At 54.5% G+C, this 16,507-nt stretch carries 7 protein-coding genes; 6 read left to right on the top strand and 1 reads right to left on the bottom strand.

From position 1 onward, the window contains the following. Positions 1-44 precede the first annotated feature (44 nt). The gene (locus C7378_RS02745; protein ID WP_243648017.1) at positions 45-2,825 is read left to right on the top strand and encodes a glycosyl hydrolase; all 2,781 of its coding nucleotides are present in this window, start codon (positions 45-47) and stop codon (positions 2,823-2,825) included. Positions 2,826-2,972: 147 nt separating this feature from the next. Here the strand turns inward: C7378_RS02745 and C7378_RS02740 are convergent, their stop codons facing one another. Beyond that, positions 2,973-5,237 (bottom strand): Tex family protein, encoded by a 2,265-nt coding sequence (locus tag C7378_RS02740; RefSeq protein ID WP_131991442.1) that lies wholly within the window; start codon positions 5,235-5,237, stop codon positions 2,973-2,975. 9 nt (positions 5,238-5,246) lie between these two features. Between C7378_RS02740 and C7378_RS02735 the strand changes: the two genes are divergently transcribed. The 5 genes from C7378_RS02735 (at position 5,247) to C7378_RS02715 (ending at position 16,491) form a co-directional block, all read left to right on the top strand. After that, positions 5,247-7,106 carry a 30S ribosomal protein S1 gene (locus C7378_RS02735; protein WP_243648016.1) on the top strand — a complete coding sequence of 620 codons (1,860 nt, stop codon included), beginning with the start codon at positions 5,247-5,249 and terminating at the stop codon, positions 7,104-7,106. A gap of 100 nt (positions 7,107-7,206) precedes the next feature. After that, a complete protein-coding gene (locus C7378_RS02730) occupies positions 7,207-9,768 on the top strand; it encodes an ABC transporter permease (protein ID WP_243648015.1) in 2,562 nt (853 codons plus the stop codon). A 477-nt stretch (positions 9,769-10,245) separates the two neighbouring features. Then, on the top strand, positions 10,246-13,656 hold the full coding sequence (locus tag C7378_RS02725; protein ID WP_131991440.1) for a TonB-dependent receptor: 3,411 nt from the start codon (positions 10,246-10,248) through the stop codon (positions 13,654-13,656). Between the two features lie 249 nt (positions 13,657-13,905). After that, the gene (locus C7378_RS02720; protein ID WP_165876617.1) at positions 13,906-14,988 is read left to right on the top strand and encodes a tetratricopeptide repeat protein; all 1,083 of its coding nucleotides are present in this window, start codon (positions 13,906-13,908) and stop codon (positions 14,986-14,988) included. 174 nt (positions 14,989-15,162) lie between these two features. Continuing rightward, positions 15,163-16,491 carry an Hsp70 family protein gene (locus tag C7378_RS02715; RefSeq protein WP_131991436.1) on the top strand — a complete coding sequence of 443 codons (1,329 nt, stop codon included), beginning with the start codon at positions 15,163-15,165 and terminating at the stop codon, positions 16,489-16,491. The last annotated feature ends 16 nt before the right edge of the window (positions 16,492-16,507 follow it).

Below are 16,507 nucleotides of genomic sequence, written 5' to 3'. Positions count from 1 at the left end.
CCCAATCGGTCAGATACCATGTTGCGGCTGGAGGAAAAGCTCAATTGATCGTCGAAATATTTCTTCGTGGAGTGGCGGGGCGAAAGTACTGGTGGTCGCGGGCTGCACAGATATCGCTTGTGTCGCTTGCGCTCCTAAGCTGCTGTTGCGAGCCTGCCCATGCCCAGACTGCGAGGCCTGCAACGCTTAAGGCCGTCCGGCAGGGATTCGCTCATCCTCCGGAGGACGCGAAGGTGATGATGAGGTGGTGGTGGTTTGGCTCCGCGGTGAAGAAGGACGAACTGGCACGTGAACTAGAGACGATGAAGCAGGGAGGAATTGGAGGGGTTGAGCTGCAGCCTGTCTATCCGCTCGAATTGGATGATCCTGCGACTGGTTTCAAGAACCTCACCTTTCTTTCCCCAGAGTATCTTGATGCCGTGCGCTTCGCTGCGACACGAGCGCACGCGCTGGGAATGCGGATTGCGCTGACGCTGGGCAGCGGCTGGCCCTATGGCGGCCCGAATGTACCGATCACAGATGCCGCCGGCAAACTGCGCGTAGTTACTGCCGACGTGCCCGCGCAGAGCAGTTCCATTGCGATCCCATCGGTGCGGAACGGTGAAAAGCTGCTTGCGGCCTTTGTTGCGAACGGCACACGCGAGAACTATGAAGATGCTGCCTGGCGACGGCTTCAGCTACCGGACGGGGCACGGCTCGCTCTTCCCTCTTCCAACTCGGCGCAGGTTGTAGCCTTCTTCATCGCGAGTCGCACCGGACAGATAGTCAAACGGGCTGCCGCAGGCGCAGAGGGATTTGTGCTCGATCACTTCAGCAAGTCTGCGGTCGAAACTCACCTGCAGACAGTTGGCGAGCCCCTGCTCCGGGCTTTTGGAAATGATCCGCCGGCATCTGTATTCAGCGACAGCCTCGAAGTCTATGGCACGGACTGGACGACCGACCTGCCTACCGAATTTCGTAACCGACGCGGTTACGATTTGACACCTTACCTCCCGGAGATGGTGTTTGGACATGGTGCTGCGGCTGCAGACCTGAGATATGACTGGGCGCGGACACTGAATGAACTGATCGACGAAAACTACCTGGCGACCATCAACAGCTGGGCGCGCGAGCATCATACGCATTTCCGCTCCCAGACATATGGAACTCCGGCGGTTACGCTATCGAGCAACTCCATCGTCGATTTGCCTGAGGGTGAAGGCTCGCAGTGGCATTCATTTTCGACTACAAGATGGGCGACCTCTGCGAGCCATATCTACGGCAGACCGATCACTTCAGCCGAAACATGGACGTGGCTGCACTCGCCGCCCTTTCGTGCGACGCCACTCGATATGAAGGCAGAGGCTGACACCTTTTTCCTGCAGGGCGTCAATCAACTGGTGGGTCATGGCTGGCCCTACTCGCCCCCAAGCGCAGGCGATCCGGGCTGGTCGTTCTACGCGGCCGCGGTCTTCAACAACCACAATCCATGGTGGATCGTGATGCCCTACATCACGCAATACCTTCAAAGGATGAGCTACCTGATGAGGCAAGGCAGCCCTGCCAACCAGGTAGCGGTTCTGCTGCCCGAGGAAGATGCCATGGCGCACTTCTCACCTGGGCATACTTCAGTCAGCGAGCAGATGGACTCTCTGCTCGGAGAGAATCTTGTGGCGCAGATTCTTGACTCCGGCTACGGCTTTGACTTTATCGACTCCGAAGCCATCGCGAAAAAAGGGATTGCCTATCCGCTGCTGGTGATGCCAGCGATTGAGCGGCTGCCGCTGTCTACCTATCGGAAGATAGAAGAGTACGTGCGGAATGGGGGCATTGTAATCGCCGTCGGGCATGCTCCCCAGATGGCGCCCGGCAGGGTCGCAGATCAACGCGACTCCGCATCCGTGCGCGATCTCTCCCTCAGACTTTTCGATCAGCATCTACAGGGTGCGCAGTTGTTGGCCAGCGCAGATGCACTGGGCCGCACCTTGCGTCGGGTGCTTCCGCCGGATGTAACCCTCACCCCTGAAATCCCTCAAGTGGGATTTATTCATCGCAAGTTGGCAGACTCGGACATCTACTTCCTAGCGAACACCGATAACGTTCCTCATCGCTTTCGCGCTTCTTTCCAATCGCACGAGAAGCACGTGGAAGCGTGGGATCCATTTACGGGAAAGTCGCACTCGTTGCCAGATGGCAACGCACTGGATCTAAATCTTGCACCATACGAGTCGCGAGTGCTGGTCTTCACAGATGATTCCACACCGGCAGCAGTTGAAAGAAGATTTGCTACATCCGCTACGCCGATTGATCTTGCAACAGGCTGGACCATTAACTTTTCAGGCTCCCACCAGACAATGACAATGCCGATGCTCCGTTCGTGGACGGACTCGCCGGACACGCTCTACTATTCGGGAACAGCAATTTACACACGAGAAGTAAATGTGCCCGCCAGTTTTCTGGGGAATTCGCGGAAGATCCTGCTGGATTTTGGGAAAGGCAGGCCGGTCGAGCATACGCAACTTCATCAGCCGGGCATGCAAGCGTGGCTCGATGCGCCGCTCCGCGATGCGGCCGTTGTCTATATCAACGGGACCCTCGCTGGCGCTGTGTGGACGAGCCCTTTCAACATCGATGTAAAGCACCTGCTGAAACCTGGAGCGAACGATATCAGAATCGTTGTCGCGAATACAGCGATCAATGCTCTCTCTGGAAAGGCCAGACCCGACTATCGACTGCTGAACAGCCGTTATGGCGAGCGCTTTACGCCTCAGGATGAGCAGGATATTCGCCCGCAGCCATCAGGCATTCTTGGTCCGTTAAGACTTAATAGCCAGGGATGGAAGTGAGGAGTAGCTGTGGCTCCCCACACAGCATGAATGGCAACAAATCAGGAGCTCCTCGCTTAGCACAAAGGGAGCCGCCCAGGAACGGTGGGACCGCTCCTGGCCGTAAGGCTTGTAGATGAAACTGACTGGGCGCTCAGACTGAGAGCGTTATCGCACCTTCCACTTCGTAGAAAGGGCAGACAGCTTTTCATTCAGTGTTGGTTGCGGTTTTGGAGCAGGCTTACTGGACTTCGCAGCCGGACGTGAAGATGGTGCAAGGAGAGCCTTGATGGACAGCGCAATTCGCTTCGTTTTCGTATCGGCGCTCAGCACCTTGACCTTAACGATCTGTCCGGTTTTAACCGCTTCAGACGGCTCCTTGATGAAGCGATCGGATAGTTCGCTTATATGAACCAGTCCGTCCTGATGCACTCCGATGTCGACGAATGCACCAAATTTTGTCACGTTAGTCACGACGCCCTCTAAGACCATCCCCTCTTGCACGTCAGAAATTTCGCGGACCTGATCGTGGAAAATGGGCGCCACGAATGTGTCCCGCGGATCGCGTCCTGGCTTGCGGAGTTCCTCGAGGATGTCGTTCAGAGTAAATGAGCCTGCAGAAAGCTGGTTGCGATCGAGCCGTTCAAGTAGCTGAGGATTGCGAATAATTTCCTCAACAGGCGCCTGCAGCGATTGCGCAATCTGCTCCACGACAGGATAAGACTCAGGGTGAACTGCCGTCATGTCGAGTGGATTGTCTCCATTGCGAATGCGGAGGAAGCCCGCAGCCTGCTCAAAGGTCTTAGGGCCGATGCCCGATACCTCGAGCACTTGTGTACGCGAACGGAAGCGTCCGTGCTGATCGCGATAAGCTACGAGGTTCAGCGCGGTACGCTCTGTGATGCCGGCGATGTAGCGCAGCAGCGTCCAGGAAGAAGTATTCAGATCTACGCCGACGCGGTTGACGCAGCTCTCGATTACGCTCTCCAGCGACTCCTGCAGTTGGCGCTGGTCTACATCGTGCTGGTACTGGCCCACGCCGATGGATTTGGGGTCGACCTTCACCAATTCGGAAAGCGGGTCCTGTAGACGGCGAGCAATGGAGATGGCGCCACGCACGGTCAGGTCAAGATCAGGAAACTCCTGGCGGGCGATTTCAGAAGCGGAGTAGACGCTGGCACCTGACTCACTGACGGTGACGGAAAATATGTCCTGGATTCCCTTTTCTCGCAGGAAGTCGCGGACAAAGGCGTCAGTTTCACGGGAAGCTGTACCATTGCCGATGGCGATGGCGCGAATGGTGTGCTTCTGAAGCAGTGCTTCGACTTTTCTGGCGGCCTCGGCAATACCGTTCTTCGAGGTATGGGGATAAATTACATCATGAGCCAGAAGCTTGCCGGTTTCATCTACGACAGCGATTTTGCATCCTGTGCGGAGGCCGGGATCAATGCCGAGAACAGAGATAGGACCGGCTGGCGGAGCAAGAAGCAGGTTATAGAGATTGTCACGAAAGACCTGAATCGCCTCTGCATCGGAACGCTTCTTCAGCTCAAAGCGAACCTCTCCCTGAATAGAGGAATTCAATAGGCGCTGCCAGGAGTCTTCGATTGCCAGCTCGAGATTTGCGGTCCAATCACCTTGCCGGTGCAGGCTGTGTTTTCGCATCAGAGCAAGTGGCCGCTCCTGTTCGAGCTCAATGAGGAAGTAAAGTATGTTTTCGCTTTCGCCGCGGCGGATGGCCAGCATGCGATGCGAGGGAATCGATTTCACCGGCTCCCTGTATTCGTAATACATCTTGAATTTTTCCTGCTCATCTACTGCGTCAACGGCCTTGCGGCTGATGACGACGCCCTCCTCGAACATGAGCTGACGCAGGGCCTTGCGCAGGTCTGCATCTTCGCTGATCCATTCAGCAATGATGTGGCGTGCGCCCTCTAACGCTTCGTCCACCGTGGAGACGCCAAGTTCAGCATTCACAAGGCCAGCAGCGAGACTCTCCAGCGAATCGGCAGAGGTCTCTTGCGACCAGATATAACGCGCGAGGGGCTCCAGACCCTTTTCACGAGCGATAGTCGCCTTGGTGCGTCGCTTGGGCCGATACGGCAGGTAAAGATCTTCGAGCTCGCTCTTGTCGAGAGTGGCCTCGATGCGTGTCTTGAGTTCCTCTGTCAGCTTGCCTTGTTCGGCAATGGAAGAAAGGATGGTCGCGCGGCGCTCCACCAGTTCGCTGAAGTAGGCACGCTTTTCCTCGATGTTGCGAATCTGGACCTCGTCCAGATTCCCCGTCGCCTCCTTGCGATAGCGGGCGATGAAAGGGACGGTTCCACCCTGGTCGAGCAACTCGATGACGGCCAGAATGCCGCGCATGGGGAGCCCGAGAGTTTGAGCAATGTGGACAAGAATTTCAGGAGGGAGAGAATTTGTATCGGTCATGGGAGGTCTTTGCTCATAGTAATTGCGATGGGTGAGGAAATCCTGACGGGAGGCGCTTGCCTCAGGCCATGGCTGCGCAGGCATCAGCCGCTGGCGCAAATCGAAACTATCGAAGGTGAGGTTTTCCTCCGCCCGCAGCACGTGCCAAAATGGTATATCGCCATGGAAAACACCAACCTGCCGGAAACCCTGCTGCCCGCTGTACCCACTTCTGAAGCCACCACTGAGCCAACCGAGTCTTTTGGAGAGCTACTTTCGCAGTTTGAACAGAGCCAGAAGACTGAGGCCGGAGCAAAGCAGCTGGAAGGGACGGTTGTGTCTATCTCGGCCGACTCGGTTTACCTGGATATCGGATTCAAGACAGAGGGCGTTCTACTGCGCAGCTCCTTCAGCGACAATGCCAGCGGTGTAGTGCAGGGGGACAAGTTTCCTGTCTCAGTGAAAGGCCGCAACGCAGAGGGCTATTACGAGCTTTCGCGCCTGAAGATAGCGCAGCCAACGGACTGGTCTTCGCTCGAGGAAGCCTTCGCTCAGAAATCAGCCATTGTCGGTACAGTGACTGCCGTGGTGAAAGGCGGTCTTAGCGTCGATGTCGGCGTGCGCGCATTTATGCCGGCCTCTCGCAGTGGCGCGCGAGATGCAGGCGAGATGGAGAAGCTTGTCGGACAGGAGATCACCTGCCGCATTATCAAGCTTGACGCAGCCGAAGAAGATGTGGTCGTGGATCGCCGCGTGATTGCAGAAGAAGAGCAGCGCTCCCTTGAACAGAGCCGGTACTCCGAACTGAAGGAAGGCGATGTGGTGAAAGGGCAGGTTCGCAGCATTACCAGCTATGGCGCTTTTGTCGATCTTGGCGGGATCGATGGGCTGCTGCATGTGAGCGATATCTCCTGGAGCCGCGTGAACAACCCGGAAGAGGTTCTCTCCGCTGGACAGCAGCTTCAGGTGAAGGTGTTGAAGATCGACCCAGAGAGCAGACGCATTTCGCTGGGCCTTAAGCAGCTGCAGGCGCATCCCTGGGATGTCGTCGCGGAGAAATACAAGATAGGGCAGCGCGTCACCGGAACGGTTGCACGCCTGATGGATTTTGGTGCGTTTGTTGAACTGGAGCCGGGAATCGAAGGTCTCATCCATGTCTCAGAAATGTCCTGGGTGAAGAAAGTTCGGAAGCCGAGCGATCTTTTGAAGGAAGGCGACACAGTCGACGCTGTGATCCTGTCAGTAAATCAGGATGAGCGGCGACTCTCCCTCGGACTGAAGCAGGCGCTCGGGGATCCCTGGGCCGACGTGCTTCAGAGATTTCCGGTGGGCTCGACTATCGAAGGCCCTGTAACGCGGCTGATGAAATTCGGCGCATTTGTGCAGTTAACGGAAGGCGTCGAGGGGCTTGTGCACATTAGCGAGATCAGTGCCGACCGACACCTCAATCATCCCCAGGATGCCGTGAAAACCGGAGAGGTAGTCAAGGCGCAGGTGCTTGCTATCGATACCGAAAAGCGGCAAGTGAAGCTGAGCATGAAGCAGCTTATCCCCACCGGGCTTGACGAGTATTTGGTGGAACACCACGAAGGGGACATTGTTTCTGGCCGCATCGTCGATCAGGCTTCGGGACTCGCAACAGTAGAACTCGGCGAAGGTGTTCGCGCAACGTGCCAGATAGGTGCGAGCGCTCCGGTAGTCGCGGAGACGAAAAGTAATGAAGGCAAGCCGGACCTGACTTCCTTGACCTCTCTGCTGAAAGCTCGCTGGAAGGGGAATTCAGCACCTGTTGCACCTCAACCCGAATCCTTGCGAATCGGGCAGGTCTGCAGCTTTCGGATCGTAAAGCTCGATCCAGGCGCGAAGTCGATCGAGCTGACCCTGGCCTGACCTAGCAAGCAGATGTCAGGCGCTCAGAATAGCGCAGAAAGACAAGTTGTGATTCAGGGAACCATCTTCCCTTCTTTGCCGTATTGGTCGTCAGAGACACATGATGCAGACTCTGCGCCAAGACATTTCCTACGCCTTGCGGCAAATGCGGCTTTCGCCCATCTTTACCCTGACTGCGATGCTTACGCTCGCGCTGGGCATCGGTGCAACGACGGCAATTTTTTCGCTCATCCACACGGTGATGTTGAAGTCGCTGCCGGTCGCCGATCCATCCACCCTCTTTCGCGTTGGCGCAGGCAATGACTGCTGCGTAGAAGGTGGCCCTCAGGATAACTGGGGGATGTATTCCTATCAGCTTTATCAGCGATTCAAGGATGCAGCGCCAGAATTCGATCAGCTCGCGGCGTTCCAGGCGGGCCGATCGCAGTTCAGCGTACGACGCAGTGGAACGAATCAGCAAGCAAAGCCACTACGGAGCGAGTTCGTCTCTGGAAACTACTTTGCTACCTTCGGAGTGAGTGCTTTTACAGGCAGAACACTGACGCCTGCTGACGATCAGCAATCGGCTCCGTCAGCAGCCATGCTCAGCTATCGCGCGTGGCAACAGGAATATGGTGCGGATCCCAGGATCATCGGCTCAAGCTTTATGCTCGATGGACATCCCTTCACCATCGTCGGAATTACGCCTCCGGGTTTTTATGGGGAAACGTTGCGCAGCGATCCGCCGCAACTGTTTGTGCCAATTCAGCAAGAACCGCTGCTCCTAGGAAAAGATTCCATTCTGAAGGAGACGAACGCATGGCTGCGTGTGATTGGGCGACTGCACTCTGGAGCTACTATCGCAGGACTTGACTCGCGTTTTACCTCTATTCTGCGACAGTGGCTGGTGACAGATTTTGTTACCACAGACATGAAGGAATATCTGCCACAGATCAAGGCGATGCTGCCCAAGCAGAACATCAAACTGATATCGGCAGGCTCCGGAGTAGGAGAAATGAGGGAGGGATATGCCGATAGTTTGCGAATTCTCCTCAGTGTCTGCTGCTTGGTACTACTAATCGCCTGTGCAAATATCGCAAACCTACTGCTGGCGCGAGGAGCAGCACGAAGCTCGCAAACCTCGGTTCGTCTCGCGCTCGGAGCTTCACGAAAAAGGCTCCTGCGTCAGTCTCTTACTGAAAGCGTCGTCCTCTCCCTGCTCGGCGGAGCCGCTGGGATGCTGATCGCTTATTTGGGAGTGAAAGTCATTGTCGCGCTCGCTTTTCATAGCGCTCACTTTGTGCCGATCGATGCCTCTCCCTCGCTGCCAATTCTTGCTTTTGCATTTGGCTTGTCGCTGGTGACGGGGCTGCTCTTCGGCGCCGTGCCGGCTTGGTTGAACTCACGCAACAACCCTGCTGAAGCATTGAGAGGCGCTAATCGCAGCACACGTGACAGTTCTGCGATGCCGCAGAAGATTCTGGTGGTGGTGCAGGCGACTCTCTCCATTGTCCTGCTCGCCGGGGCTGGACTCCTCACGCGAAGTTTGCAAAAGATGGAGCACCAGGATTTTGGCTTTGAGATAGATCATCGTGTAAGTATCACTGTCAATACACCGTTCTCCAGCTACTCTTCAGACAAACTGGACGCAACCTATCGCGAGTTGCAGGACCGACTCTCGCATATTCCAGGAGTAGAGCATGCAGCCCTCGCGCTTTACACCCCATTCACTGATAACTGGGGCGAAATGATAGTTCGCGATGGGCATGGCACTCCTAACGTGAGTGAAGATCAGGGTTCCTCGTGGGATCACGTCAGCCCGGGCTATCTTGAACTGATGGGAGAACATATTCTCCGCGGCCGCAGCATCACCGAGCAGGACACAGCGGCTACGCAAAATATCGCAGTCGTCGACGAATCCTTTGTACGCAAGTTCTTTAAAAAGGGAGAGGAACCAATTGGTACGCACTTTGGCCTGGACAAAGTGCAATACAGCGGAACCTTTGAGATTGTGGGCGTTGTGCGCGATGCGAACTACACCGATCCCAGCGGTCACTGGAAAAGGCCCTTGTTCTTTGTGCCTCTCGCGCAGCATGTGCACTACAACACACCGATGATGCAGATGATCGATGATCGTACGCACCTCATACAAAGCGTAGTGTTGCAGTTACGTGGAAGCATGACTGGTGTGGAGCCGCAGGTACGTCGCATTTTCGCGGATGTGGATCCCAATCTAACCATCATCAGTATCCAGACCATGCAGGAACAGGTTGCGAACAGGCTTGACCAGCAACGCACCGTTGCACAGATGACGGGGCTTTTCGGAGTTCTGGCGCTGATCCTGGCCGCAGTTGGACTGTATGGAGTGACAGCCTATATGGTTGAGCGGCGCACGAGTGAGATTGGCGTTCGCATGGCGCTGGGTGCAAACCGAATCAGCATTGTTCGCCTCGTGCTTCGGGGAGCATTTCTGCAGGTCCTTATAGGTCTGATGATCGGCATCCCAGTTTCGATCGGATGCGCACGGCTGATTGCAGCCCAGCTTTACCAGGTAAAGGGTTGGGACCCGCTGACTCTCGCGGTAGCAGTCACTGCGCTCGGCGCCTGCGCCCTTCTCGCCAGCATCGTACCTGCCCTGAGAGCTGCGTCCATCAATCCAGTCACCGCACTAAGGATCGAATAGTCAGCCGGGATTGCTCGACCCCTCCTTGTGAAAGCTGAAGGCGGAGAATTAGGTTCCGTCGCAGAACGGCTGAACTTCCCGCCCGTTCTTTTGCACCGCATTTCTTCGCTCACTTTCCCAGCTCTGACCTTCTCGCAAATTAGAGGATTCGGCCTCTTACTGACTTCTTTAGTTGAACCCTTACAGAAACTATCTCCTTAATGACTTTCTGGATAACTTTTCTCTTTCCAGAATTTTTCAGTGAAAGCTTGACAAGGCTTTTAATCTGGGAATACCTTTTCCACGCGGTCGGAAGTCTGCAAAGCAGAACCTAAAAAAATATAGAGGTAATTAGCAGATTTACGGTCGATTTACCTGCGCTCCACCAGGTACTGGTAAATGTTTCCCCATTGATTTTCCTGTCTGCTCAATCATGCCTTTGGTTTTAGAAAATAGTTATTGCGTAGAAATGACATTGAATATTTCAGGAGACATGTGATGAAAATCCAGGCAATTCGACTGATCGGACTTATATTGACGATCCTGTGTCTGTCCTTCTGCGCAATGGCACAGGAGAATGCAGTGGTAAGCGGAACGGTAACAGATCCTTCCGGTGCAGCAATCCCTAAGGCATCAGTCACGATGACGAATGTAGGTACGGGAGATACGCGGACAAGTATTTCCAACGACTCAGGTATCTACAACTTTTCAAATCTCAATACAGGTCACTACACGCTGAGTGTCCATGCCCCCGGCTTTAAGACATACTCTGCTACGGACATCGTGCTCAACATTGCACAGACGCTCAAGCGTGACATCAGTCTCAACATAGGCAGCCAAGGAGAAACTGTCACGGTCAAAGCATCCGCTTTGCAGCTACAGGCCGAAACCAATCAGGTCAGCGACCTCATATCTGGTAAGCAGGTAACGCAGCTCGCAACGAACGGTCGCAACGTGACACAACTTGCGATTCTTGGTATGGGAGTTTCCACTAATGATGCGGCCTTTGATGGCGTAAATGCGTTGACCTCAGGTAACAGCATCAGCTTTAGCGGAACTCGCCCCAGCCACAATGTCTACATGATCGACGGGGGCGAGCTTAATGATCGGGGCTGCGGGGGCTGCTTCGGCATACTACCGTCGCTCGATGCACTTTCCCAGTTTAAGACACTGGACAGCAACTACACTCCAGACTATGGGATTGGTTCCGGGGGCCAGATCATCATGGTCCTCAGGTCAGGAACGAGCAGCTTCCACGGTGGTCTCTGGGAATTCAATCGCAATGACGCATTCGACGCAAACAACTACATTTCGAAGCTGGAGGGCCAGAGCAAACCGGAATTGCGACTGAACATCTTTGGAGGCAACTTAGGCGGACCGCTTTTTATTCCCCGTATTTACAATGAGAACCGCAAGAAGACCTTCTTTTTTGTTAATGAAGAAGGTCGAAGACTGATTGTAGGGAGCGCACCGACGGTTACTCCAACCGTCCCGGCTTCGGACTTTCCTGTTGCGGGGCAGCCACTGGTGTACACGCCGCCGTCAAATGGTGTTGTTCCTGTTGTGCCGGCGACCCAGGATCCGGCAAGACTGGCTCTCTATAAGGCTGATGGACTGACTCCCGGACAACCCTTCCCTAACAACACTATTCCCGCAAATCTGATCGATCAGAACGCGGTCCTTTTTATGGGTACAGGCGTAATTCCTAAACCCAACGCAAGCAATGGGACCAACAGCTTCATCACCTCGGTGAAACAGCCAACCTATGTACGAGAAGACCTCGTGCGAATCGACCACAATATCAATGACAAGCTTCAACTGATGGGCCATTACATCCACGATGCCGTGTCTCAGACGTATGTGCCACCCCTCTGGAGCAACGATTCCTATCCTACGGTGGGCAGTTCGATGGAAAATCCCTCCTGGAGTGCGGTCATCCAGTTGACACAGCTCATCTCGCCGAGCGTCCTGAACGAAACTTCTTTTGACTACGATGGCAACAAGATTCATCTCAATCCAACGGGTACATTTGCACAACCCTCAGGATGGGGTGCGCAAGGCTACTTCTCCGGTAACAATGCGCTTAACAGGCTTCCTGAAATTGATCTTGGCGCGCCATATGGAACGAACTGGAGTTCGTCATACTTCCCCTGGCATAATGCCGCAGAAGACTATCAAGTGCGCGACGATCTCTCCTGGACCAAGGGACGGCATAATTTCAAGTTTGGAGTGTCGTATATGCGCTTCATTAAAAACCAGGGCCTCCAGGCAAATACTCAGGGAACCTATGGTTTCACTACGCCAAGCTTTTCAGGTGACTCCTATGTCAACTTTCTGCTCGGCGACGCTAGCAGCTATTCCCAGTTGCAGTCACTCAATCAAGACCATTGGGTCAACAACACATACTCTGGCTACGCAAACGACAACTGGAACATCACGTCAAGGCTGACCTTAAACCTGGGCCTGCGCTATGACGGGCTGCCCCATGCATTTGAAAGGTACAACCGCTTTGCCAACTTTATTCCCGGCGACTACTCAGCTGCGAATGCTCCCCAGTTCAACTCGGATGGCAGCCTCAATCCCAATGGCCCCGGATTCAGCACGCCAGCTGGTTTCACCACACCGTTTTATTTGAATGGAATGCAACTGGCCGGGGTGAATGGTTTTCCACGAGGCGCAGTTCGCAATTATTACGGAACAATTATGCCGCGTGTAGGCTTCGCCTGGAATGTGGGACCCGATAGCAAGACCGTGCTGCGTGGCGGCTTTGGGCTCTTCTATGAGCGTGTTCAAGGCAACGATGTGTATAACGCCGGCCTGAATCCTCCGTTTGCCTTTCAGCCCTCTGCCAATAATGTGTACTTCTCTGATCCACACATTAGTGCGCTCACGGGAACAGCTTCAACTTCGTACTACTATCCGGCGAGCCTCACCAACCTTGCATATAACTACAAGCTGCCTGCGACGGCACAGTATAGCTTAGGGCTACAACGCGAAATTGTTCCCTCAGTGATTGGCGTTCTGCAATATGTGGGAACTACAGGATGGCATCAGGACGACAACCGCGACATTAATACGCTACCGCTGAACAGTCCTTTTCGACAGGGCGTTGCCAGTGGGACGGTAAACCCTAACCCGGTGAGGCAGTTTCCAGGTTATTCAAATATTACCCAGGAAGAGGTTGCAACCAACTCTCGGTATAACTCTCTGCAGGCGGGACTGCGCATGGAAGAAAAGCATGGTCTCACTATGCAGCTGGCCTATACGTGGTCCCATGAACTCGATGTAACAAGTTCCGATCTCGTTACCGTTTCCAATCCATTCAATCTGCGATACGACTTCGGTTCCGGCTCTTTAGACCGTCGGAACATATTCAATGCGAATTTCATCTACGCGCTTCCCTTCTTCATGCACGCGCAAAATGCTCTGCTCCGCTCTGGGCTTGGCGGATGGGAGATATCGGACGTGACCGTCGCGGAGAGCGGCACCCCTGTAAACGTGACGTATTCGCCCGATGTGATTGGGTTAGGCGGCGGCACTACGAACCGGCCAAATTTTTTCGGAATGGCGCGCGGTCCCAAGACCCAAAAACAATTCTTCAATACAGCTGCCTTCTCAGCTCCTGTTGCTCCATGGGCAGGAGGTGCGAACGAAGGCTTTGGCAATGCACGCAAGGACACGATCGTGGGGCCGGGAACCTTCAACTTTAACCTGGCGCTCTTTAAGTCGTTCAATCTTACTTCCGATGCCGCAGGACCATCCTTTCAGTTCCGGCTTGAAACATTCAACACCTTCAACCATACCCAGTTTCTTGGCATAGATACGGGATTCACTGATAGCACCTTTGGACAAGTAACGACTGCACAAGACCCTCGTGTCCTACAACTTGGAGCCAAACTACTCTTCTAGACGACCTGAGGGTTGAGCGCAGCGTACTTAAGAGGCTGCGCTCAAAGCTTCTGAGTGCGTGGACAAAGCAAACAGCTTCATAGCATGGCATAATGGGCCACGATGAATCAGCTTCTGTCAGCGCGGCTGGATAGAAGACATCTATCCGCTTTACCAACGGTGTGGCGCGCAACGCTCTGCTGGGCGTTAGCTCTGAGCATCGGTTCATGTTTATGCTGTGCTGCGCAGAGCGAGCCAAGCATTCCACCGATGAGCAAGACAGATAAATTGATGCACGAGGGTCAATTTCAACAGGCTGAAATCCTGTTGAGACAGCTAGAGGTATCCGAGCCTCATAATGTAGCGGTTCATGCTGAGTTAGGGCTGGTGCTCGCTAAGCAGGGAAAGCTTTCCGACGCTGTGATCGAATACCGGAAGGCGCTTGCACTTGAGCCTCACAAGCCTACTGTTGAGTACAACCTGGGACTTGCGGAATTCAAGCAGGGACACTTCGGCGCAGCAGCCATGGCGTTCAAGAGTGTCGCTGGCGCCATCCAGCCGAACACCCAGCTAGATATGCTACTGGGAATGAGCTATTACGGTGGCCGACAGTTCTCTAAAGCTATTCCCTTTCTGAGCGCAGTAGATAAGGAGCAACCTTCCAATCTTGAACTCCATTATGTGCTTGCCGAGAGCTGCCTGCGGAGCGAGCAGCCTCAATGCGCGATAGACAAATGCCAGGAGATTCTTGAGCAGAATCCAAACTCTGCACAGGCGCATATGTTGCTGGGTGAGGCGTTGGACGGTATGAGCAAGACGGATGATGCCATCGAGGAATTTCGGGCAGCTGAGCGCGTAGCTCCAACACAGCCAAATATTCACTTCGGACTTGGCTACCTCTATTGGGAATCACATGACTATAATCACGCGTTTCCTGAATTTCAGGCAGAACTGAAAAACGATCCTAACAGCGCACAGTCTTATACCTATCTGGGAGATATCACTTATAGAAATAACGACGACCATGCGGCTGAAAGCTATCTAAAAAATGCAATCCACCTGCAGCCAGGAATCCGGCTTGCCTATTTCGACCTCGGCGCGGTCTATGCCAGACAACAGAAGAGGGATGCCGCGATTGCTAATTTTTTGGCCGCAGAAAAACTTGATCCCGGAAATCCGGATGCGCACTACAGGCTAGGACGACTGTACATGGCAGAGGGACGAAGGCAGGAGGCAGCCAAGGAGCTCGCCCAGACTCGCAAGCTCAACCAGCAGACGAAAGAGCCTCTGATCGACAAGATGTCCGGCCAAGATGCTGCGGGCCTACCGTCTGCTCGTCGCGTTCAACCATAAGAAGTAAGCTCGACCGGCTTCAAATCCTCTGGATGGCTCCGGACTCCACTACATTCTTGACGCGATAGTCTCAACGCGGTTCAAGCCGCAGCACGCCGCATCAACCAGGAGGACGATTCCACATTTAATGATTGCGAAGAGCAACTTGCGTCGGATTGCGAAATAATAGTCTGAATGCACAAAACGCAACAAGCACTGCCTGCAGTCGGAATCGATTTTGGAACTACAAACAGCTCAATGGCTCTCGCAACTGCAGAGGCCGGTGTGCAGCTTGCATCCTTTCGCACAGGCGCAGGAAGTACATTATCTTTCCGCTCCGTGCTCTACCTGGAGATGGTGAAAGAGGCGGGACGGGCGCAGAGGACACGCTCGCGAACCGGTCCGGCAGCGATCGAACGTTATCTCGATGCTGACGAAAAAGGACGGCTTATCCAGTCGCTTAAATCCTATCTTCCGAGCCGGACGCTGACTGGAACGGAAGTATTTGGCCGCCGTTATACGCTTGAGGATCTGATCTCCCGAATTCTTGCGGATTTGCGTGAAGAGGCGGAACAGCATTTTGGTACGCCGATCCGTCATGCCATGGTGGGTCGCCCGGTCCGCTTTGTCGGGGCTGAAACGGAAGAGGACGATGCATATGCGCTATCCCGGCTGCGGGAAGCTTTCAGAATTGCAGGCTTCGATAGCGTGGACTTCGAAATGGAGCCTGTCGCGGCTGCTTACTCCTACGAGTCGACACTCGACCATGACGAACTGATCCTCGTGGGCGACTTTGGGGGAGGCACGAGCGATTTCTCCCTGCTGCAGGTCGGGCCCGGCATTCGCCGCCGGGGCCGCAGACCCGGAGATCTGCTGGGCAATAGTGGTGTGGGGTTAGCCGGGGATGCCTTTGATGCGCGAATCGTTCGCAAGCTCGTCTCACCTGCGCTTGGGTCGGACTCCCATGCACGCTCGCTGAACAAGATCCTGCCTGCTGTTCCAGCATGGATTTACGCAAATCTGGAACGCTGGCATTATCTCTCGTTCCTGCGCACGCGCAATGTGACGGAGCTACTAAAGAGTGCTCGCCTGCGAGCACTTGAGCCGGAAAAGATTGAAGCACTGATTGCGCTGATCGAAGAAGACCTCGGCTATCAGCTCCACCAGGCGGTGCAGCGGGTTAAGTTTGATCTGTCACGTTCAAAGACTGCTGAATTTCACTTCCGCGATGGAAGCCTGGACCTGCGCATTGAAGTCACTCGAAACGAGTTCGAATCGTGGATCGAGGATGAATTACGTGCCATGGACAGCTGCATCGATTCCCTGCTGCACAATGCCAATGTAAGCCCTCGGGATGTAGACCGAGTCTTTCTCACGGGAGGAAGCTCCTTCGTGCCGGCTGTTCGATCCATCTTCGCGCGACGCTTTGGAGAGGAGCGGATTCGCAGCGGAAATGAATTTACTTCAGTCGCCTATGGATTGGCATTGCGGGCTGAGGAGTCACGGATGAACCGCGCGCTTTGATGCAACAGCCGCTACG

The sequence above is a fragment of the Acidipila rosea genome, from assembly GCF_004339725.1.
GTDB classification, from domain to species: domain Bacteria; phylum Acidobacteriota; class Terriglobia; order Terriglobales; family Acidobacteriaceae; genus Acidipila; species Acidipila rosea.
Note: the sequence above shows the minus strand (reverse complement) of the source record. Positions and strands in the feature narration are given on the sequence as shown.